The organism is Planctobacterium marinum (assembly GCF_020687805.1).
GTDB lineage: Bacteria > Pseudomonadota > Gammaproteobacteria > Enterobacterales > Alteromonadaceae > Planctobacterium > Planctobacterium marinum.
Genome location: NZ_JAJEWQ010000002.1, coordinates 24,442 through 44,909 on the forward strand (window position 1 = coordinate 24,442; position 20,468 = coordinate 44,909).

At 46.5% G+C, this 20,468-nt stretch carries 19 protein-coding genes; 9 read left to right on the forward strand and 10 right to left on the reverse strand.

The genetic code is table 11. From position 1 onward, the window contains the following. Positions 1-155: 155 nt before the first annotated feature. Positions 156-989 carry an alpha/beta hydrolase gene (locus tag LJ740_RS05460; RefSeq protein WP_229528069.1) on the reverse strand — a complete coding sequence of 278 codons (834 nt, stop codon included), beginning with the start codon at positions 987-989 and terminating at the stop codon, positions 156-158. A gap of 168 nt (positions 990-1,157) precedes the next feature. Between LJ740_RS05460 and LJ740_RS05465 the strand changes: the two genes are divergently transcribed. From LJ740_RS05465 to LJ740_RS05480, 4 genes are all read left to right on the forward strand, one after another. Further along, on the forward strand, positions 1,158-2,033 hold the full coding sequence (locus LJ740_RS05465) for a helix-turn-helix transcriptional regulator (protein ID WP_229528070.1): 876 nt from the start codon (positions 1,158-1,160) through the stop codon (positions 2,031-2,033). Positions 2,034-2,128: 95 nt separating this feature from the next. Further along, positions 2,129-2,908, forward strand: a complete 780-nt coding sequence (locus LJ740_RS05470; RefSeq protein WP_229528071.1) for an alpha/beta hydrolase — start codon at positions 2,129-2,131, stop codon at positions 2,906-2,908. Positions 2,909-3,136: 228 nt separating this feature from the next. Beyond that, complete coding sequence (locus tag LJ740_RS05475) at positions 3,137-4,039, forward strand: class I SAM-dependent methyltransferase (RefSeq protein WP_229528072.1); 903 nt, start codon at positions 3,137-3,139, stop codon at positions 4,037-4,039. A 2-nt stretch (positions 4,040-4,041) separates the two neighbouring features. After that, positions 4,042-4,989, forward strand: coding sequence for a GNAT family N-acetyltransferase (locus LJ740_RS05480; RefSeq protein ID WP_229528073.1), 948 nt, complete (start codon positions 4,042-4,044; stop codon positions 4,987-4,989). A 32-nt stretch (positions 4,990-5,021) separates the two neighbouring features. Here LJ740_RS05480 and LJ740_RS05485 read toward each other — a convergent pair whose 3' ends face one another. The 4 genes from LJ740_RS05485 to LJ740_RS05500 all read right to left on the reverse strand — a co-directional run bounded on the left by LJ740_RS05485 (position 5,022) and on the right by LJ740_RS05500 (position 11,537). Beyond that, positions 5,022-7,220, reverse strand: a complete 2,199-nt coding sequence (locus LJ740_RS05485) for an outer membrane protein assembly factor BamB family protein (protein WP_229528074.1) — start codon at positions 7,218-7,220, stop codon at positions 5,022-5,024. A 78-nt stretch (positions 7,221-7,298) separates the two neighbouring features. Further along, positions 7,299-8,678 carry an ATP-dependent RNA helicase DbpA gene (gene dbpA, locus LJ740_RS05490; protein ID WP_229528075.1) on the reverse strand — a complete coding sequence of 460 codons (1,380 nt, stop codon included), beginning with the start codon at positions 8,676-8,678 and terminating at the stop codon, positions 7,299-7,301. A gap of 140 nt (positions 8,679-8,818) precedes the next feature. Next, complete coding sequence (locus LJ740_RS05495; RefSeq protein WP_229528076.1) at positions 8,819-10,207, reverse strand: M16 family metallopeptidase; 1,389 nt, start codon at positions 10,205-10,207, stop codon at positions 8,819-8,821. Further along, a complete protein-coding gene (locus LJ740_RS05500) occupies positions 10,191-11,537 on the reverse strand; it encodes a M16 family metallopeptidase (RefSeq protein WP_377307164.1) in 1,347 nt (448 codons plus the stop codon). The genes LJ740_RS05495 and LJ740_RS05500 overlap by 17 nt, the downstream gene beginning before the upstream one ends. A gap of 472 nt (positions 11,538-12,009) precedes the next feature. On the opposite strand from LJ740_RS05500, the gene LJ740_RS05505 reads away from it, so the two are divergent. The 5 genes from LJ740_RS05505 to LJ740_RS05525 all read left to right on the forward strand — a co-directional run bounded on the left by LJ740_RS05505 (position 12,010) and on the right by LJ740_RS05525 (position 15,368). Continuing rightward, the gene (locus LJ740_RS05505; protein WP_229528077.1) at positions 12,010-12,387 is read left to right on the forward strand and encodes a helix-turn-helix domain-containing protein; all 378 of its coding nucleotides are present in this window, start codon (positions 12,010-12,012) and stop codon (positions 12,385-12,387) included. Then, the gene (locus LJ740_RS05510; RefSeq protein WP_229528078.1) at positions 12,387-13,724 is read left to right on the forward strand and encodes a type II toxin-antitoxin system HipA family toxin; all 1,338 of its coding nucleotides are present in this window, start codon (positions 12,387-12,389) and stop codon (positions 13,722-13,724) included. The genes LJ740_RS05505 and LJ740_RS05510 overlap by 1 nt, the downstream gene beginning before the upstream one ends. Positions 13,725-13,976: 252 nt before the next feature. Then, the gene (locus LJ740_RS05515; RefSeq protein ID WP_229528079.1) at positions 13,977-14,126 is read left to right on the forward strand and encodes a hypothetical protein; all 150 of its coding nucleotides are present in this window, start codon (positions 13,977-13,979) and stop codon (positions 14,124-14,126) included. Next, entirely contained in the window at positions 14,123-14,413 is a 291-nt protein-coding gene (gene nadS, locus LJ740_RS05520; protein WP_229528080.1) for a NadS family protein, read from the forward strand. Before LJ740_RS05515 ends, nadS begins: the two co-directional genes overlap by 4 nt. A gap of 88 nt (positions 14,414-14,501) precedes the next feature. Continuing rightward, a complete protein-coding gene (locus LJ740_RS05525; protein ID WP_229528081.1) occupies positions 14,502-15,368 on the forward strand; it encodes a formyl transferase in 867 nt (288 codons plus the stop codon). 8 nt (positions 15,369-15,376) lie between these two features. Here LJ740_RS05525 and LJ740_RS05530 read toward each other — a convergent pair whose 3' ends face one another. The 5 genes from LJ740_RS05530 to LJ740_RS05550 all read right to left on the reverse strand — a co-directional run bounded on the left by LJ740_RS05530 (position 15,377) and on the right by LJ740_RS05550 (position 20,450). Further along, on the reverse strand, positions 15,377-16,270 hold the full coding sequence (locus LJ740_RS05530) for a carbon-nitrogen hydrolase (RefSeq protein ID WP_229528082.1): 894 nt from the start codon (positions 16,268-16,270) through the stop codon (positions 15,377-15,379). After that, positions 16,263-17,318, reverse strand: coding sequence for an agmatine deiminase family protein (locus LJ740_RS05535; RefSeq protein ID WP_229528083.1), 1,056 nt, complete (start codon positions 17,316-17,318; stop codon positions 16,263-16,265). Before LJ740_RS05535 ends, LJ740_RS05530 begins: the two co-directional genes overlap by 8 nt. A 149-nt stretch (positions 17,319-17,467) precedes the next feature. Further along, the gene (locus tag LJ740_RS05540; protein ID WP_229528084.1) at positions 17,468-18,226 is read right to left on the reverse strand and encodes a 3-hydroxybutyrate dehydrogenase; all 759 of its coding nucleotides are present in this window, start codon (positions 18,224-18,226) and stop codon (positions 17,468-17,470) included. Beyond that, entirely contained in the window at positions 18,223-19,251 is a 1,029-nt protein-coding gene (locus tag LJ740_RS05545; RefSeq protein WP_229528085.1) for an extracellular catalytic domain type 2 short-chain-length polyhydroxyalkanoate depolymerase, read from the reverse strand. The genes LJ740_RS05540 and LJ740_RS05545 overlap by 4 nt, the downstream gene beginning before the upstream one ends. A gap of 2 nt (positions 19,252-19,253) precedes the next feature. Further along, positions 19,254-20,450 carry an E22 family MetX-like putative esterase gene (locus LJ740_RS05550; protein ID WP_229528086.1) on the reverse strand — a complete coding sequence of 399 codons (1,197 nt, stop codon included), beginning with the start codon at positions 20,448-20,450 and terminating at the stop codon, positions 19,254-19,256. Positions 20,451-20,468 lie beyond the last annotated feature (18 nt).

The window sequence follows — 20,468 nt, forward strand, 5'->3', positions numbered from 1 at the left end:
TACCACTCCCAAACAAAATGGTTCAAAATTTAGCCTTTAACTATAGTTAACAACCCGCCGCAGTATCAAATATCTGCATACGTATTCAGTTCAAAAGTGCCATAACGCCCGGTGTGGTAGGAGCAGTATTGTCTTAAGTTATCCTTGTTGTGGGGTTATTTTGATTGCAGTGCAAATAGTTCAATAAGACCGTAATAAAAGGCCAGAAACATCACAGTAGCGTGCTGCTCATCCGGAAAGTAGCGAGATCTGATGTGTAAATCAGGATTGTTTAGTGCGTTAAGTCCGGCAATAAACTCATTGCCCCATTGGCGATTCGTCATGCCCAGTTCCCCCAGATGAGCGTTGTTGGCTAACCCGATAAAGACACTGAGCTGGGTGTCTTTCAGTTTATTCTGATTTTTGGTCAGAGTTCGGTTCAGATAATTATCATCCCAGACAAAGGTGGCATCGGCAATCAGATACTGATCGAATAATTCTGGCTGGGTTAAAAGTACATGAGCAACAAATAGCCCGCCAAAAGACATTCCCAAAATCCCTCTTTGCTGGTTGGATCTATAAGTGGAATCAATGTGGGGGATCAATTCCTGTTGAATAAAATGAGCAAAGCGGTCGGCACCGCCACTGTTGTCTTTTAATTCGTCCAGTACTTTGCCTTTGAAAATCAAGTCTGTTTTTGTCGGGGTCAAGTCTCTGGAACGATTGGTATTGGGAATCGCGACAATTATGAATTCTGGTATTTGTTGGTTTAAGTCTTCTGCGCCCAGTGATTCCACCATGCCGGTGATGCCTCTAACCCGTGTCACACCCCCGTCCAATAAATAGAGAACCGGATACGTTTTTTCAGGTTTTTGTTGATAAGAGCGGGGTAAATACACTGCGAATTGCCGGTTTTCCTGCATAATCGTTGAGTTCACCTTATGCCAATAACCACTGATTATAGGCTCGGCTGAATTATCAGTGGCTTGCGCAGACCATGAAAAAGCCATTGCACTCAAAATTAGAAAGATAACTGGAAGAATTGTTTTCATATCGAATAGCATTTTATTTTAAGGGTTATTGTTGCTTTCAACCTTAATGTATTTCGGTGAAGAACAATTGCAAAATCTTGCGCTTTTTGTTTATGCTTCTTCACAGGACAACCACGGATAGTCGTTATGTTAAGGTTTCATGCCAATAAACCTGCCGGGAATACCTCACAGCAACTTGCCTTATCTCAGTCATTGGATTTACCCCTAGGGGTGAATTTCCGGGTATGGGATGTTCCGACGAATAACGTACAATATCAGTACGAACAGGGTCATACACTCAGCCTCTATTTAAGTGGAGGATATCGTACCTACCGCAAAGATATGCCTGATAAAAAAGGTTACCCCGGCGCACTTTGCCTGATGCCGCAAGGTCACTGGAGTCAATGGCAAACACTGGGGCCTATTCGAATAGCGCATTTATATGTCCCAGATACCCTGTTACGGCGAGAAGCGGAGAGACACTTTGACATGGATGCACGGTTCGCCAATTTGCGGGACTTGGTGTATCAACAGGATCAGGCACTTAGTCATCAAATCCTTAGCTTTATCAATACCTTGAACTCTGGTGTGGCAATAGAACACATTTATCTGGAGCAAATGATAAGCAGTTTGTCTTGCGAGCTGTTGGCCAAATATTGCGATACCGGGGCGCTCAAGAACAGTGTCGCTGGCGGTTTATCGGCCCAAGACAAACGCACTATTAAATCTTATATTCTGGATAACCTTGGCAATAAGTTGAGTATTGAAAGGCTTGCCGCCAAGCTTGCACTCAGCCCCTATCACTTCGCACGCATGTTTAAGCTGAGCTTTGGTGACAGCCCTGCGGATTATATTTTACGGCATCGTGTGGAGTGGGCCAAAGTCTTACTTAAAGGGCAAAGTCCCCTGACCGATATCGCCTTGCACTGTGGCTTCAGCCATCAAAGTCATTTCTGTAATTACTTCAAAAAGTTATGCGGCGTGACACCGGCAAAATATCGAAAAATGCTGCATTCGACTTAAAAAAAACTCTATACATCGCGTTTTACTTCGACCCTTTGGGGTTTCAGGTTATACATGTCCCTGCTTTTAATTTTGTTCAGTAAGGGATTGCATTGATGAAACCTGTTTTAAGTATTTTGTTCTGGATTGTGGGTTGTACGTTTGTTCAGGCCACCGAGCGCCAGCTTGATTTAGTTGTGGGGAACGCCACTCAAATTCAGATTGATTCGACGATTCTGCAGCAGCAAAGAAACGTTGTTGTACATCTGCCCGATAATTATCATTCTTCCCAACAGAGGTATCCTACTCTTTATTTGTTGGACGGTGAGCGCCACCTGAACCACGCTGTACTCGCGACGCGACTATATCAGGAGTTAAATCAGGTTCCGCAACTGATCATTGTTGCCATTCATAATCGCCCTCAGGAAGATGCACGCAGCCATGATCTTTACCACAATCGTAAGCAGTTCGCCGAATTCATGGGTAAGGAACTACGGGAATATATTGATGCCAGGTATCGCACAACAGAAGATGCGACCCTTTATGGGCACTCATTAGCTGCCTTTTTCACGGTAGATTTACTCAGTGCTCATCCGGAGTATTTTGACCGGTATATCGCTGCCAGCCCTCCGTTGCAAAACTTCGCTGCCGACTTTTATCAAAAGCTGGTGGGACAAAATCCAATGAAGCCAAAGTCACTCTATCTGACAATGGCCTCAAGAACGGCTGAGGGGGATGAGGTTTTTGACGCCTATCTCAAGTTCACGCAGCTGTTGGAAAATAAGACTCCCGGTAACCTGCAATGGACGGCCGAGGTATTTGCAGATCAAAATCACATTACTAATTATTACATCAGCTTTTTTAAGGGTATCGGCATCGTATTTGATGAACACTGACGTCTACTGAAACATCATTGCACCATCTGAAAGGGCCGCGTTGAATAAAATTCAATTCACTTACTCATGGACTTCTGGTCTGTTTACCTCTAACGTGGAGCTTAACGTTGCACAATTGAACGAGCGAAAGGGTGAAGGACCGAATTCTGGACAAGAAGCTTGAAGCAATGTCGGGCTGGTTAACCTCGTTAAGCTCTTTTGGATGATAAAAACAGAGGGGAGAAAATCGTGAAGGACAATGAAGCCAGTTCTACCGCCTATACCGTGTTACAAGGATTGCTCTTTGTGGCACAAAAACCTGAGCTAAGTCATCTGGTGTCGCCGCGAAATCGCGAGCTGGGTACCCATATCCTGCAAAGTTCCGCCCAGGGACGCAAAAGACTTAATCAAATTAATTCCGCTGCCGGTAAGATTTTACTGCCACTGATGGAGCGGCTGCTGTTACCTTCCATCAGTCTGCATTACGTGCTGCGCAAAGCCTATATTGAAAAGAAAGTACGCGAGGCGATTGACGCCGGCGCCACTCAAATCATTAATCTTGGGGCCGGGTTCGATACACTGCTGTATCGTCTGGCGGAAGAAAATACACAGCTCAATTGTATTGAAATTGACCATCCTGCAACCCATCAGGTGAAAAAGCAGGCCCTGACTTCTGAGCAATTAAAACTGGATAACCTGCATTTTTTACCGGTGGACTTTACCCATCAAACCTTGCAGCAGGAGCTGGGACAGTGCAGTGCTTTTGCGCCAGAAAAGCCGACTGTGTGCATCGTCGAAGGGGTGCTAATGTATTTGACACCAGAGCAAATATACAGCCTGTTGCAGTCTTTACTGGATTTGCTTGATAGCAGCCCCAGACATTTAGTCTTTACTGCGGTAGAACCTGCCAGTAATCATCCGGAATCTTACGGACCCTTGTTGAAGCTTTACCTGAAACTAAAAGGTGAACCGCTAAACTGGCTGTGTGAGGAAAATGACTTAAAAGCCTTTATAGAACGGTCAGATTTTAAATTGCAGGAAACCGCCAACAGTGACGTTTTTCGGCAGTATTTTATGCCTGATTATCCACACCGCCTGCACAAGGGGGAATACGGTGCTTTTGCTGTCTCGACCTCAACAGGGGAGGCGTAAATATGCCGATTTGTATGCGCCTGGCAGGCAGCACCGCAGAGTTGGACAGTGTTTTTCGGTTGCGGCACCTGGTGTTTGCAGAGCAGGAAAATATATTACAAGGCAATAGTGAAAAGCGGCTGTATGATCGCTTTGATGCCTTTCCTTCCTCGGTACAAATGATGGCTCAGCACAACGGGGAAACGGTGGGGGCCTTTCGCTTTTCAATGGATGACAGTTGCGGCTTGCCTGCGGATGAGTATTTTGATTTTCGTCCATATGTACCCAAAGATGCCCGGTTAATGCATTCCGGTATGTTTTGTGTTCACCAGGATTACCGTGGTGAGAAAATCGCCATGGGACTCATTTTAATGGCGGCCTATTACGCCATTTCAAATAACATCACTCATGTTGTGGCTCCAATCAATCCAACCATTGCGCCTTTGCTTCGGCGTATCGGTTTTAAAAAAGTGGGTGAGCAGTTTCATGACCCGCATCTGGATTGTCAGGTTTTACCTCTCTTGATGGATATGGCTGATATTAAAGACTTTTTTGTCGAGTTTATTCGTCAGAATAAACTGCATGACTTCATCATGGATTATCAACGCTGGTTCTGCAAAGCAGGAGAAACTATCGTTAAAGCCGGAGATGAAGGGGCTGAGGCCTTTATTATCATTGATGGCTGTGCCGAAGTGCGAATACCAGAAAAGAACACCGTGCTGGCGACATTAGAGCCGGGAGAAATGTTTGGTGAACTGGCTTTGATCACGGGAGAAAAGCGCAGTGCCGATGTGGTGGCCAAAACCGATTTGCAAATGATGGTGATGACTAAAGAAACCTTCTTGAAGCGCTTTGTAGAAGACTCCAACAAAGCGCTGACGTTGATGCGCATGATCAGCAAGCGCAGTCAAAGTATGATTATGAATCTCAAATACGGACACCTGGCAAAGGAAGATGCATTAGCTGACTAGTGGGCTGGCTTTCTGTCTATTTGAAAATGATGTTAGTTGACACCATTAACCATAGCAACCTTCGCAGCAATAGGCGCTGCGACTGGAATATCTGTCTCCACTTTTCCAAAATTTTGTCGTAAGATATCATCGGAATAAGAGCCTTTTATATAAAAATATTGGTTTGAGGCTCTACGAACTGCAAAGTCAGAGATACCATCGCCATCATAATCTGCTACTACGGGTATATCGGAGGCATCGAGTCCAAACCTGACCCTTTGAATGCCATCTGAAGCCTCAGAGTTATAATTACTTCCTGAAGAATTCAGTACGTACCATGTTTGTGTAGAAGGCCGTCTCACCGCTAAATCAGCTTTGCCATCCCCATCAAAATCACCCGTTACCGGTATGTCTTCGGTTCGTGCACCAAAACGATATCTACTTATTCCATCATCGTGCGCAGAGAGGGCATCAACACCCGAAGAGTTTCGGATATACCAGTATTGATTGGAAGGCCTACGAACGGCAATGTCTGCTTTACCATCGCCATCGTAGTCAGCTACAACAGGAATATCTTCCTTGTTTAAAGCAAACTGAATCCTGCTGATTCCATCGGCAAATCCAGATAGCTCGTCCACACCGGAAGAATTGTGTATATACCACATGAAGTTGCCAGGTCTACGCACCGCAATGTCGGTGATGCCATCGCCGTCATAATCTGCAGGTACAGGGATATCTTCTTCGTCCAGACCAAACTGAAAACGAGTGATGCCATCGTTAAACTGAGTGAGTGGATCAATTCCAGATGAGTTTCTTATGTACCAATATTTATTCGAGGCGCGTCTTACTGCAATATCTGTGATTCCATCACCATCAAAGTCTCCTGAAATGGGGATATCCCCAACAGAAAAACCAAATTCGTGCCTCTGAATTTCACCATCAGAAGAGTTGAGAACGTATTGCATGGAGGTATTTGGCCTACGTACTATCAAATCCGCTTTGCCATCACCGTCATAGTCGAGTGGTGGATTAAAACTATTCGTTTCAACAAGACGGATTTGTGCTCCGGTGTTTTGGTTGTTGCTTCTATATTTAGGCCATGGAGTTTGCGCAAGACCTTGACTATCTGTTTGCAGCGCTATAATTGTCCCTTTTGAATTGGCTACAATTAGTCTGCCCTCATTGTCTAAAGACGGAGATAAAATTAGGTCTCCTTCAGTTTCATAGCGCCATAGTTCAACGCCATCTCTGTTAATTGCATAAACATGATTATCTAATGAGGTAAAATACAGTGTTCCATCATTACCAATAAGAGGGGAAGAAAAAATTATTCCTTCTGTTTGGAATTGCCATTTTTCACTACCGTCGGGGTTTAACGCATATAGCGTACCTCCATAATCCCCGACGTAAATTGTGCCATCAACATCAACTGTGGGTTGCGTTTGTCCAGAAAAGTCAATACGCCAAACTAATTCACCCTCTGGCGAAACAGCGTATAAATACCCTCTTTCACTGCCGATATAAATATTGCCGTCTATCCCTATAGAAGGACTGCCTTTGAAGATATCCTGTAAATCAAATTGCCATCTGGATTGCCCTTCGGGAGAAATCGCTTCGAGATAATAGTTATCCTTACCAAGCATATAAATGGTGCCATCGTCCCCGACAATGGGAAAGGTAAAAGGAGACTGGCTGGCATACTTCCATCGTTCAGTGCCGTCTGCTCTAAGTGCAATCAAATGTTCGTCAGTCGTGAAATAGAGAGTACCGTCTTTGGCAATCGCAATGGCACTGATAGAAAGCCCCGATGTTACGTAAATCCATTTCTCAGTACCGTCTGTATTGAATGCGTATAATGCACTTTGCTCGTCATTAATAGCTACGTCATGGAAATAAAGCGTTTCGTCTGTGCCAATAACCGGTGACAAATAGATACGTCCTTCGGTTTGAATCTCCCAGTTTATATCACCCTCGGGACTTATGGAGTAGAGTTTACCTAAATCGGTGCCGAAATATGAGTTTCCTTCTTGGTCCAGCACCGGCATAGAAATGAGGCGGTTTGCGACGGGTAACGACACACGCCAGATATCTCTGTCTGATTGAATTACCTCTCTGTTCGATTGCGGGGAGACCCGGGCTGGAGAGGTGAGATGGTTACCTATCAACTGCTCAACATATTTAGATCCCGGATTGGCAACTGCCTGGAGACTACAGACAACAAGGAGTAACAGATGTAAATTAAGTAATTTCATAATCGGCCAATGATGGATAACCCTTTGGGATATTCTTGCAAGTTAAAGATACAAGGTACCAGTGTGAAACCCGTTTAGTTAACTGAGCTTTCTGGCCTTAAAGCGTCTGCCTTTAATTTTGCCTTCTTTGAAGTAATTAATGGCGCGCTTAACACTGCGTATTTTCACCGCGACAAACGAATGGGTGGCGGTGATTTTAATTTTGCCAATGTCATCACCGGGAATATCGGCATCCTGAGTCAGGGCACCCAGAATATCGCCCGGGCGTAGCTTGTTCTTTTTGCCACCATCAATGGCCACTGTCTGGAACTTTGGCTCCAAAATGCGATTGGCGTGAAAGCGCAGAGCCTGGATGCCTTTCCACTGGGCTTTTTGTCCCTGTAACTCTTCTATAGCCCGAACAAAGTGTACTTCTTCCGGTGCTGCCAATGTTACTGCCATACCTTCACTATCGGCCCGGCCGGTTCGGCCAATACGGTGAATATGGGCTTCTGATTCCATGGCTACCTGATAGTTGATCACCAGGCTGACGCCATCTATGTCCAGTCCCCGTGAGGCCACATCCGTTGCCACCATGATCAGCTCACTTTGATTGCTGAAACGGGCAATCACCTGATTGCGCTCTTTTTGTTCTAAATCACCGTTCAAGGCAATGGCACTAAAGCCCATGTCTCGCAAATCGTCAGCCAGCTCCTTACAGGCGATTTTGGTATTACAGAAAATGATGCAGGACTCAGGTTGATACTCAGATAATACTGCCGCAGTGGCTTTAACTTTGTGATCCTTTTGCACTTCGAAGAACAGTTGCTCAATCTTTTTGTTGTCGTGGGTGGTTTTTACCACCACTTCTACCGGCGCATTCTGGATAGACTGGCTGATGCGTTTTATGCTCTCAGGGAAGGTGGCTGAGAACAACAGGGTTTGGCGATCCTGGGGCACTTCCTGAATCACAGTGGTCATCTCTTCTTCAAAGCCCATATCCAGCATCCGGTCAGCTTCGTCTAGCACCAGGGTTTTCACATGCCACAAGTTAAGATGCCCTTTCAAAATTAAATCCATGATGCGGCCTGGTGTACCCACAACGACATGGGCGCTGTGCTGTAACGATTGGATTTGTGGGCCTATTGCCGTGCCGCCGTAAAGTGTTAACACCTTGAGATTGGTCATGCGCTTGCCTAGTTTGCGCACTTCTTCGGCCACCTGCTCGGCCAACTCTCGGGTGGGGCAAAGCACCAGGCTCTGTACGCCAAAGCTGCTGGTATCGGTTTTTTGCAGCAAACCCAAGGCAAAGGTTAGGGTTTTCCCGCTACCGGTTTTGGCCTGTCCCAGCACATCTTTACCCGCCAAAATTTCCGGCAAGGCCTTTTGCTGAATCTCGGTCATCTCGGTAAATTGCTGACTTTGCAGCGCTTCGTGCAACGCCGGGTTTAAAGGAAGTAAATCAAATTTGCTATGCACAAGACACCTGTTTAGTTGGAATTGAGATAATCGCGAGGATCAATTGCCGGGAATTATCCCGATTATTGCAGGCAGGTACAAATTTAAAATAAAAAGCCCGGCGAGCCGGGCTTAATATAGAGCGAAATAGCTGTGGTTTTTTACAATGAAAAACCCGGCGCTGTGATATTAACTTCGGTGATGTCACCGTACTTTTTCACGATCTCTTTAATGTCTGCGCTTTTACCGATAATGGTAAATTGCAGGTTTTCACGTGGGAAGTAATTGTTAATCAGGGCTTTGCTGGCTTTGGCATCCAGTTTGTCGACATTACTTTGAAAGTTATTGATAAAACTTTCGTTAAAGCCGTAGATAAACATATCCCCCAATAAACCAGACAGTTGTCCGGTGGTTTCATATCGGGGAGGAAACAAGCCCTTCACATAGGCTTTGGCGGATTTCAGCGTGGCATCATCCAGCCCTTGTTCCCATAGCCGCTGGTAAGTACTCAGGGCCAAATCTATAGCCGCTTCGGTATTTTCTGTGGCGGTAAAGGTGGAAATGTAAAAGCTGCCGGCGTGTTTCATGGCATCGAAACGGCTTCTGGCACCATAGGTTAACCCTGAGTTAACCCGCAGTTCGTCGTTTAGCCAGGACGTAAAGCGGCCACCCAGAACGGTGTTGATTACGCTTAATGCCACAAAATCCTCATTGCTTCTGGCGATGCCCTGACCACCAATGAAGAAGGTGGTTTCTCTGGCATCGTCTTTATTAACCAGAACAACCCGGTTCTTCTCAAAGCCGGAGACGGTTGGAAAAGCCGTTGCTTTGGCGGCTTTGCCCGTGCCTTGCCAGTTACCAAATAAAGACTCAACCAGGGTTAACATGGCTTTTGCATCAAAATCGCCCACTAACACCAGTGCGGCATTTTCCGGGCGGAACCAGCCTGTATAGAAAGATTTCAGATGCTCAAGCCCGGCTTGCTCTACCGAAGTCTCATCGCCACCAACCGGACTGCTGTATGGATGTCCTGCAAAAATTTGCTGGTTAAAGTAGGCGCCAATGACATTGCGAGGACTTTCTTTCTGGCGTTTCAGGTTACCCAGATAACGGGTTTTATATTTGTCGAACTCTTCAGCATTAAAGGCCGGAGCCTGAACCACATCGGCCAGTAGCTTCAGAATTTTATCCTGATCCTTTTTGGCAAATGAGGCTGAAATACGGCTGTCGTCCAATGACACGCCGGTGCTCATTTCTGCACCCACAAACTCAAGCGTTTCCTCGAAGCTGTTTTTGTCCAACTCGCCGGCACCAAACAACATATTTTCGGTGGTCATGGTGGCCAGTCCCGGCAGATCACCATCGCGGGTAGCACCGGCATTAAATACCACTGTGGCATCAATTAGTGGTACTTCTTTTTGTTCCATCAGATAGATGGTTAAACCGTTTTCCAGCGTCGTTTTTTGGTATTCGGGCAAGCTGTATGCGGCGAGCGCCTGTTGACTGAGAAACAGCGCAACAACCAATATGACTTTATAGATCGTTTTCATGGCTGTCCTCCTTAGAATCTAAAATGCCAACGGTGCGGTTGCGTTTGATCAGATAGGTTTTTGCCACCCGCTGAATATCCTCTGCCGTCACTTTTTCAAAGTCTTGCGGCGCACTAAACATCTTCTTGTAGTCGCCGTGGAATAGTTCGTAACGGCCCAACATATCGGCGCGATTATTAATGGTGCCGATATCGCGATAGAAATTCACCAGACGTTGGTTTTTCACTTTCTGCAGCTCTTTTTCAGTGATGCCCTCTTTGGCCACTGCGTTCAGTTCGGCAATGATGGCTTTTTCCAGGGTTTCAGCATCCGCTGACTGGCTGGCTACGCCGTAAACATAAAATAAGTTGGGATCAAAGCTGTCGAATGCAAAGGTGGAAATGCTGTCGGCCACCTGTTGCTCAAAAACCAAAGCCCGCACTAAACGAGAACTGTTGCCGGAAGATAAGATGTCGCTCAGCAATTGCAGCGGGTAGTAATCTTCATGGGAATTGGGCGGCATGTGAAAGCCCATCATAATATTGGCACTGGTGACTGATGGTTTTTGTGTATAAACGCGGCGTTCGCCTTTTTGTTCCGGCTCAACCGTGTGGATTTTTCTGGGTGGTTCCTGTGCCGGGATCGGCTCAAAATACTTTTCGGCCAATCGCTTAACTTCTTCGGTATCCACCGCGCCCACAATCACAGTCACGGCATTGTTGGGGGCATAAAAGGTTTTGTGAAAGGACTTGAGGTCGTCCATGGTCCAGTTTTCTATGTCCGAAGCGTGACCAATGACAGGCCAGCTGTAGGGATGGGCGCGAAACGCCGCATTTTTAACTTCTTCCCAGATAGTGCGAAAGTTACTGTTTTCCAGACCCGTAGAGCGCTCTGAGGTGACAACACCGCGTTCGCTTTCTACGATTTCGGGATCCAAGGCCAGATGCTGAATACGGTCAGCTTCCAGGTCGAACATAACTTCAATGGCATCAGCCGGGAACCAGTCAGTGTATACCGTCAAATTCTCACTGGTATAAGCGTTGTTAGCCCCGCCGTTAGCTTCCATGGTTTGGTCAAACATTTTGGGGCCGTATTTTTTCGCACCATTAAACATCATGTGTTCAAAAAAATGTGCCAAACCTGTGGTTCCGGGATATTCGTTACGGGAGCCCACTTTCCAAAAGATATACATGTTGGCGTTGGGGATTGAATGGTCTTCCATCACCATGATGGTCATACCGTTTTTTAGGGTGAATTTAGTGATATCGTCGGGCGACATTTCTGCCTGTAATGGCAGTGTGAGGCCCATTAACAGTATCAACCCGATGCGGGTACAAAATCGTCTAAGCATGGCTTACCTTTGCCTTATTGTTATCTGAAAGCAAAACCTTAGCCTGGATTGCGCCTGATGGGAATTGTTAGCCTTTGTAAATTGTGTTTAAAAGGGTTAATTGCATTCTGAGGTTGGCAAATTTGTTTATCCGATCGCTGAGTGCCAAAAGCAGGCCACCGGTAACTCTGGTTGATTGACTTCTATTACCGTTTTCTGATTTCTAAATTCCTATCTTGCACTGAATTGCTATATCGAAAATACAAAGCCTTTAAAAATGGGCTGACAAGGGAAGTTGGGTTCTGCGTCTTAATGCGTTGGCAGACGCTAAGGTTCCTATAAATGCAAACTCATAATAGTGAATATAAGCATTGTACTGCAGGTTTTAGCTACATAATAATGCTTTTTCACACTATTAATTGGTTTTCGCAATAATGTTTATTTACATTATACTGTCAATATTATAAACACTATAACGGAAATTGGCACTATTATGGAGCTCGATAGAAAAAGTAATGCAGCTATCTTGAAGGTGATAGGTAAGCGATTCTTACAGGCACGTCTTAATGAAGGACTAGAGCAACAGGAGTTGGCTGATAAAGCTGGCGTAAATGTCTCAACGGTTCAGAGCTTAGAGGGGGGTAAACGAAGCGTTGGAATGATAAAGGTGTTAGCTGTAATGCGTGCCTTGGGCAAGTTACATGAAATAGATAACTTTATGCCGGAGCCGCCAATTAAGTCAGCATCTTTGCTTACAGCAAGAAATGAAAAGCGTAAGCGTGTATCAAAACCTAAGGGTGGAAAAGAGCCGTCAACGGGTTTTGAGTGGAATAAACCGATTCAACAATTACATGGAGATAAGGACAAGTAATGGCAGAAGTAATCGAAAAGGCTGATATATATCTGTGGGATACATTGATAGGCTCAGTCACTTGGCAAAGGGGATTGGGGTTCTTTGAGTATTCAAAGCATTTTCAGCGTTCGGGCATTGAGTTGTCACCAATTAAGATGCCGTTAAGCGGTAAGTCTTATTCGTTTGGTGATTTATCAAAAGAAACCTTTAAAGGTTTGCCAGGAATGTTGGCCGATAGTTTGCCGGACAAGTTTGGTAACCGATTAATTGACCAGTGGCTAGAGCATAAATCTCGCGATCCAGAATCATTCAGTCCAATAGAGCGTCTTTGTTATATCGGCTCTCGTGGTATGGGGGGGTTAGAGTTTAAGCCGACTGTTGGTGAGATCAAAGAAAGCGTATCTGAGATTCAATTAAGTGAGCTTGTTGATCTGGCGAATGAGGCGCTCCAAGAAAAGACTGAGTTAAATACGACGTTTGCTCATGAGAGTCAGGATGCGCGACGCGAAACTGTTGAGCAAATTATTTTAGTTGGTACATCAGCTGGCGGTGCGCGAGCAAAAGCGGTTATTGCTTGGAATAAAGAAACCAATGTCATTAAAACTGGTCAAGCCCCGGCTGGTGAAGGTTTCGATTACTACTTGTTAAAGTTTGATGGCGTTGATGGCAATAAAGATAAGGAGTTGCTTTCAGATCCGAAAGGTTTTGGTTTACTTGAATACGCTTATTACTTAATGGCCCTGGATGCTGGCGTTGAAATGAATGAATGTCGCTTGTTTGAAGAAAACGGGCGTTCTCACTTTATGACCAGGCGCTTTGACAGGCTTAATGGTGGTGACAAGATTCATATGCAATCGCTGTGTGGTATGGCTCACTATGATTTCAACGTATCTGGCGGCTACTCTTATGAGCAGGCGATAGGCGTTATGCGTGAGCTAGGTTTATCGGCCAAAGAAATTGAGCAGTTCTATTTGCGGATGGTTTTCAATGTGGTGTCTGTTAACCAAGATGATCACACAAAGAACATTTCATTTTTAATGGATCAGTCTGGTGTTTGGCGGCTGTCGCCAGCTTACGATATCACTTATAGTAATGGTACTGGCTGGACAAGTAAGCATCAAATGACCATTAATGGTAAAACACGAGATATTCAGTTGGACGATTTATTAGCTGTGGCGCATTTTGCTGACATTGGTAAAGCGAAAGCTAAGAAAGTGGTAAAGGCTGTGGTGGAGACGGTTTCTAATTGGTCGCATTACGCGAATAAATCCGGTTTGGTCGCCTTTGGCTATATGGATGAACTTGTGGCCGAAGTTGGCAAAGCTCATCGCCTGTACTTGGGGGAGGACTTATAGTCTTCAATGTGGGGCAAACTGCCAAAGCTCAATGTTTCGCTGAAGAAATTATGGCTTATTTATGAGGGGCGCTATGTTTGCATTTGCTCAAAGTTGTCATGGAACAATATTGCTCTGACCCTCCGCTTCCTTAAAGCTGCCGTCCACCACTTTAATCTTATGTTTAAAAGTTAGGTTCTTTTTTATGTAAATTAAGTGCGTCATTGGCGTATTTTTGTTTAGTGTTAAAGTCACCAAATAGTAAATATTGAAATGCCTATATTCACCAAGTTCATAACTGAGTTGATGACCGACGACGAACAAATTTATATGTTATTGGCTTACCCGAAAAATGTGCAGGACAACCTGACAGACGCACAGCTTAAAAAGCTAAAGCAAATCGTAGAGAGGTGGTCAGAATGAATGACGACTTGTTTAAACAATTAATAGAGAGTGTTGGTCAAGCCAACGATATCATCAAAGGTAATGCCAGGCCTACCCGTACAACGAAGTTTGCTGAGCCGCAAGTAAGAGCCATTCGCGCCAAAACAGGATTAACACAAGCCCGATTTGCTGACGTATTGGGTGTGAGCAAACGCACGTTAGAAAATTGGGAGCAAGGCCGCCGCCATCCAACAGGTCCTGCTCGCGCCTTACTTAAAATTTTAGATGCTGATCCCAAGCACGCATTGGAAGCACTTAACCAATAAACGACCTTTAAAAGTTTGTCAGATTCAGGGCTGACCTTTTCATCGGTTTTGCGTTAAGGTGATAAGACGCTATCCTCGCGAGTGACTGATGAAGATTACCATTCTTGCTAACAGGGACCTGCACGCAAACATTGCGCTTAATCTGCTACGGCCCTTATTTGAACAACATAATGTGACCGTGTTTTTGTCTGAGTCTGTAGGCTTGCCGAAAAAGGACTGGGTAATACCTGAGGCGTTAAAGCAACTGAAGTTTTTAGAGCAGGCATTGTTTAATCAGGTGATTTGCCCGTTGGCAGAGCAGCAAAAAAACAAAGCGCGTTATCTGACTTTTGATGAGCTGGGAGAACTAGGCGGAAATAGTGGCGAAAATGGTTGCCGTGTATTGGAAAACATTAATCAGCCAGAGGGGCTGGCAACATTTAAAGCATCTGAACCTGACCTGGTAATTTCCATCCGCTTTGGCAAAATCATCAAATCTCCGGTTATCCAGGGGCCCAGATTGGGCGTGCTAAACCTTCATTCCGGATTGCTGCCGCAATACCAGGGCATACTGACCACCTTACATTCTCTGCTTGCCGGAGAGTCACAGGTAGGTTGCACACTGCATTATATTGATTCCGGTGACATAGATACCGGGAGCATTATCGATACTGCAAGGGTATCGGTTGATAGCTCTGTATCTTTGTTTGGGCACGTTCTTAAGTTATACCCGCTCGGCGTGCAAATGATACTCAAGGCCGTTGAACAGTTGCAGCTGTGTGGGCAACTGGATTGTTACGAGCAGGATATAACCCGACAGCGATATTTTGGTTTGCCTGAAACCGAGCACTTTACGGCGCTTGCACGACAAGGTTTTGCGCTCTGGCATCAGGAGGAAGTTATCGAGGTATTGCAGCGCTATGTGCCGCAAGACAAGGTGAGGGAAATAACCAGGCTGAGCGGACACTCAGCCTGAGAGTATGATTAACTGCGCCAGCGCTTGGTGAGATCCTGATAATCGTCAATGCGGCGATCTCTGAAATAAGGCCAGATACGACGCACCGATTCACATCGCTGCATATCAAAGGTCACCATCAGATTTTCTTCTTTATTAGCGGATGCACTGGCGAGAATTTCACCTTGAGGGCCGGCGATAAAACTCTGTCCCCAAAACTGAATACCAGGATCGCCCACCATAGGTGAGGCTTCAAAGCCGGTGCGGTTGGCCACCATAACAGGTAATGAGTTAGCAACCGCATGACCGCGCTGAATGGTTTGCCATGCGCCAAATTGTCTTTGCTGCTCTTCTTCGCTGTCGGTTTTATCCCAGCCGATTGCTGTGGGATAAAGCAGAATTTCTGCTCCGGCCATAGCCATCAATCGGGCGGCCTCCGGATACCACTGGTCCCAACAAACCAATACGCCTAAACGGCCCACGGAGGTGTCAATCGGGGTAAAACCCAGGTCGCCAGGAGTAAAATAGAACTTCTCATAAAAGCCCGGATCATCCGGAATATGCATCTTGCGGTATTTACCCACCATGCCCTGTTTGCCGTCAAACACCACTGCGGTGTTGTGATACAGCCCAGCAGCGCGTTTTTCAAACAGAGAGGTCACCAGAACGATATTCAGATCGGCCGCGATTTGCGCAAAATAGTCGGTGGCAGGGCCAGGGATCGGCTCTGCCAGATTAAAAAAATCGGTGTTTTCTTCCTGGCAAAAATACAGGGTGCTGTGCAGCTCCTGTAGCATCACCAGTTGACAGCCTTCTTTGGCCAGACGTTCGATTTGGACCTTACTGGCTTCCCAGTTTTTGTGTTTGTCGTTGTCGGCAATGGCCTGTTGCACCAGACCAACGGTGAGCTTGCGGTCACTCATAAACTGTCACTCCACGGTTTAACTGTTCAATAATTTCAGGCTTTAAAGTGTTTGTGGGTACTTGCATACTGATGCAGTGCAAGCTACCGTACTGCTCTACTAATGCCCGACAATTTACCGGTATAACCTTGTAGTCCGGATAGGCTTTTTCAAGGGTCTGAATCGCCAGATTGTCTTCTGCTTCGTCGTACACTGGTGCAAAAACGTGTTTATTGCTGAGCAGGTAGTTGGCGTAAGACGCAGGCAATCTGTCACCTTCTTTATTGACAATGTGGGGTAGCGGTAATTCAAAAATTTCACTATCCGGCAATTGTTGCTGGCATTCATTCCGCAGATCATTGAGTCCCTGAAAATGGCTGTCTTCCGGGCGATTAAAGGCGGTCTGGATCACTAAATGATTTTTCGGGGTAAACCGCACCAGGGTATCTATATGGCCGTCGGTATCGTCGCCTTCCAGGTGGCCGTGCTTTAAAATAATCGTGCGCTTTGCGCCTAACTGCTCGGCAAAGCGCTTTTCATAACTGGCCAGTGTCATGTCGCCATTGCGTTCAGGATTGGTCAGACAAAGTTCGGTGGACAATAATAAACCGTCACCATTGATTTCCAGCGCGCCGCCTTCCAGCACCAGGTCAAATTCGGTTAATTGTTTGCGACACATATCTGCCAGATAGGCGCAATTTACCCGGTTGTCTTTACTGGCATCAAATTTGTTGCCCCAACCGTTAAAGGTAAAACTCACCGGATAGCGATGGCCACTTAACTCGCAGGTTAAAAAGCCATAATCCCGAATCCAGGTGTCGTTGTAATCGGCAGGCAGCAACATCACGCTGGAGCTGGGATGCAGTCTTTCCTGCAACAGGGGAATTTGCTCCGGGCGCGCCAACAAAATAACCGGGCAGGAGTAGGTATTCAGTTTGTTGATCAGCGAGATGTAAGTGTTTTGCACATCTTCCAGCCAGTCAGCCCAGTCTGTCTGGGCATCAGGCCAACTGAGTAAAATCGCTTCCTGAGATACCCATTCAGGTAATAATCGAGGTACAGATCCCATAATCATTTTCGTTAAGGATAAAGGTGGCAATTATAGCGTGGGATCTGGCAAAAAGTTTAGATTAATGAAAGAAAAAATAGTGATTTTGCGTTGAAGATTTAAAGGGGGGAGTTCCCCGAGTGGCATCGGGGAAACGCCAATAACAAAAATTATCGAACTGTCCAGCCGCCATCCAGCACCAGTGACTGGCCGGTCATGTTGCGGGCTTCTTTGGCCATCAGGAATTTCGCCGTATGGGCAATCTCAGCGATATCGATAAAGGCCTTTTTCGGCATCGGCTCCAGCATAATATTGTTGATCACTTCTTCTTCACTGATGCCATGGGCCTGCGCCTGATCCGCGATTTGCTTTTCCACCAGAGGGGTTTTTACGTAGGCCGGGCAGATGGTGTTGATGGTGATATCGGTATCAGCAGTTTCCAGCGCCAGCACTTTGGAGAATCCTGCCAGACCGTGTTTTGCGGCTACATAAGCGGATTTATAGGGGGATGCCACCAGACCGTGAATAGAGCCAATATTGATAATGCGACCAAAAGCCTGGTTACGCATACCGGGCAACAAGGCGCGGGTGAGCCGGGCCGGGCCGGTCAGCAGTATATCTACAATCAATTGCCAGCGATCCATGGGAAAACTCTCCAGCGGACTGACATGTTGGATACCGGCATTGTTGATTAGCACGTCCACTGGTGCATCCAGCTGTTCTACCATGGCATCAATATCCTGTTGTGAAGTAACGTTTAATACGAAAGTCTGCGCTTCAATGCCTTCTTCCCGCAACACACTCTGTGCCTGTTGCAAAGCATCCGCATTCAGGTCGGTCAGAATAAGTTGATGCTCTTCGCCTAATAATCTGGCGACTCCCAGGCCGATACCACTGGCGGCACCGGTGATTAAAACTCTGTGTTTCATTGTGCCTCTCCTGTGAAAGGTTGTGATTGCAAGCCATCAATCAGCTGCGTTATCGCCGTTAATTGCGCCCCAGAACGCTCGGCAAAATTATCCCCCGTGTAACCCCACCAGTCCCAACAGGCCAGTGGATTTAATGGGTTACCGGAAGCCACCTGCGGATATAACAGCACCAGATTTTTCTGCTCTGCCAGACTGTTGAAGCCGCCATTTGCGATGTAATCCGTTCCAATAGTGGCGTAATTTTGCTGACAGCCATGGAAACTGACGTGCAGCTCACAGGGTTCACCTGCGGCACATTGCTCAGGCACGTACAACCAGGCGTTTTCGTCCAGTCCGGTGGCGCTGTCATTAACTTCTGTTGGCTGTGGAATAGTATAGAGCTGGCCGGTTGAAGGGCTTGACTCGTCCGCCGCTTGTTCAGGGTACAGCCAATCCAGCATTACTTTGGCGGCGTTATAGTCGCAGTTATTGATAAAAGGTGTACTGGTTTCACTGCAGGCAACGCCAAAATCTTCGGTGGGTAAGCCGTGGTTGAAGGGCTTGTCCTGCACGTACTGAATGTGGGCTGTGGCTAGCAATGCCTGATATTGAGTATGCAGGGCATCTGAAACACTGGCCCCAACCCGATTGTCCAGGGTACCGTGCAACAACCAGACTCTGTCGTTTTTAAGGTTTTCCGGATTGGCTATCAGCGCTTTGTCAGCGGCGTATTTAACCGATTGGGTTAAGTCTTTTTGTTGCAGGGGCGCACCATCGGCCAGGCATTGCTTCATGGCCGTCATCAGGTTGCCTTCTGAGCAAAGGTACGGTCCTGCGGCCACAATACCGGCCCCGGAGACTTTGTCAGAATGGGCAATATGGTATTGATTCGCCATATAGCCACCGGAGGAAACGCCGGAAACCGTGATCTTGTTATTCAGTTCTAGCCTGAGCGGGTCAGTATCCGCCATTGCCTGATGAGCAGGCACTGAGACTGTGGCAATGACCAGACCACAGGCAACGAGATTGAGATAAGATTTTGCCATAGCTACTGCTCCAAAAACTGTTTGATGGTATCTGCTTGTTGCTGGATGCCGTAAATGCCGTCCAGATGGCCCCAGTCCCCCTGAATTTCAGCATAGTGTGATGTTTTTCCGGCTTGCTGCAATTGCTGGTGGGCCTGTTTCGCCATCTCCGGAAACAACAATAAATCTCCGGTGGCGGGCAGAAACAGGGTTTCGGCCTGCACTTTGTTTAGCGCGTTCTGCAGGTTGCCTTCATGACCGGCGATAAATAACTGACAGGCTCGCACCAGATACAAAATATGATTGGCATCCATGCTGCTGGCGCGACCTTGTGCAGCGCTATATAGCCAGTCCACTACCTTAAAGTTTTGGGTGATACTGGCTGCAGGCCCTGCTTCCATGGCGGAATGCTGAGGGTTGAGCTGATTGAAAATACGCGGATGCATGGCTTCCTGAGTAATGGTTGCCAATGACCGGGTTAATCCGGCCAGCGGAGGCGTTTTGTCGTAATAATCACCCTGCTGCCAGTTGGGGTCGTTTAAAATTGGCGCAGACCACTTTTGCAGTCCGGCCACTAACCAGGCGTCCGCTTCAGCCACACCAATAACCGATATCATTTTACCCACCTGTTCCGGATAGGCCACCGCCCACTCGATGGCCTGCATCGAGCCCATGGAAGGCCCCACGACGGCATGCAGTTTTTTGATACCCAAACTGTCGGTAAGGGCTTTTTGCGCTTCCACAAAATCGCGAATAGTGACCACCGGAAATGACAAGCCCCAGGGTTTTCCGGTTTCCGGATTAATTGAGGCTGGGCCGGTAGTAATCACTTGCTTATCATTGGCGTTGGCATTCACCAGGGTATCCATACTAATGACATAAAAGCGATTGGTATCAATGGCTTTTCCCGGTCCAATAATGGCATCCCAGTAACCGGGTTTGGCGTCCGATTCGTGATATTTACCAGCGGCATGGGAACTGCCGGTAAAATAATGGGTGATCAAAACGGCGTTTGATTTGTCCGCATTCAGTTGTCCGTAAGCTTCCCAGCCCAGGGTGACGTTAGGAATGGTTTTGCCATTGTGGGTTTGAAAATTGTCTATGCTGAAACGTTGTTTTTCCACCAGAAAGCTGGCCCAGCTAAACTGACAAAACAGCAGTAAACTGAGCAGGGCCAACAGGTGCTTGCGAAACAGGGGGAGACAGGGAATTTTTTTCATGGTTGTTGCATCTCAGTC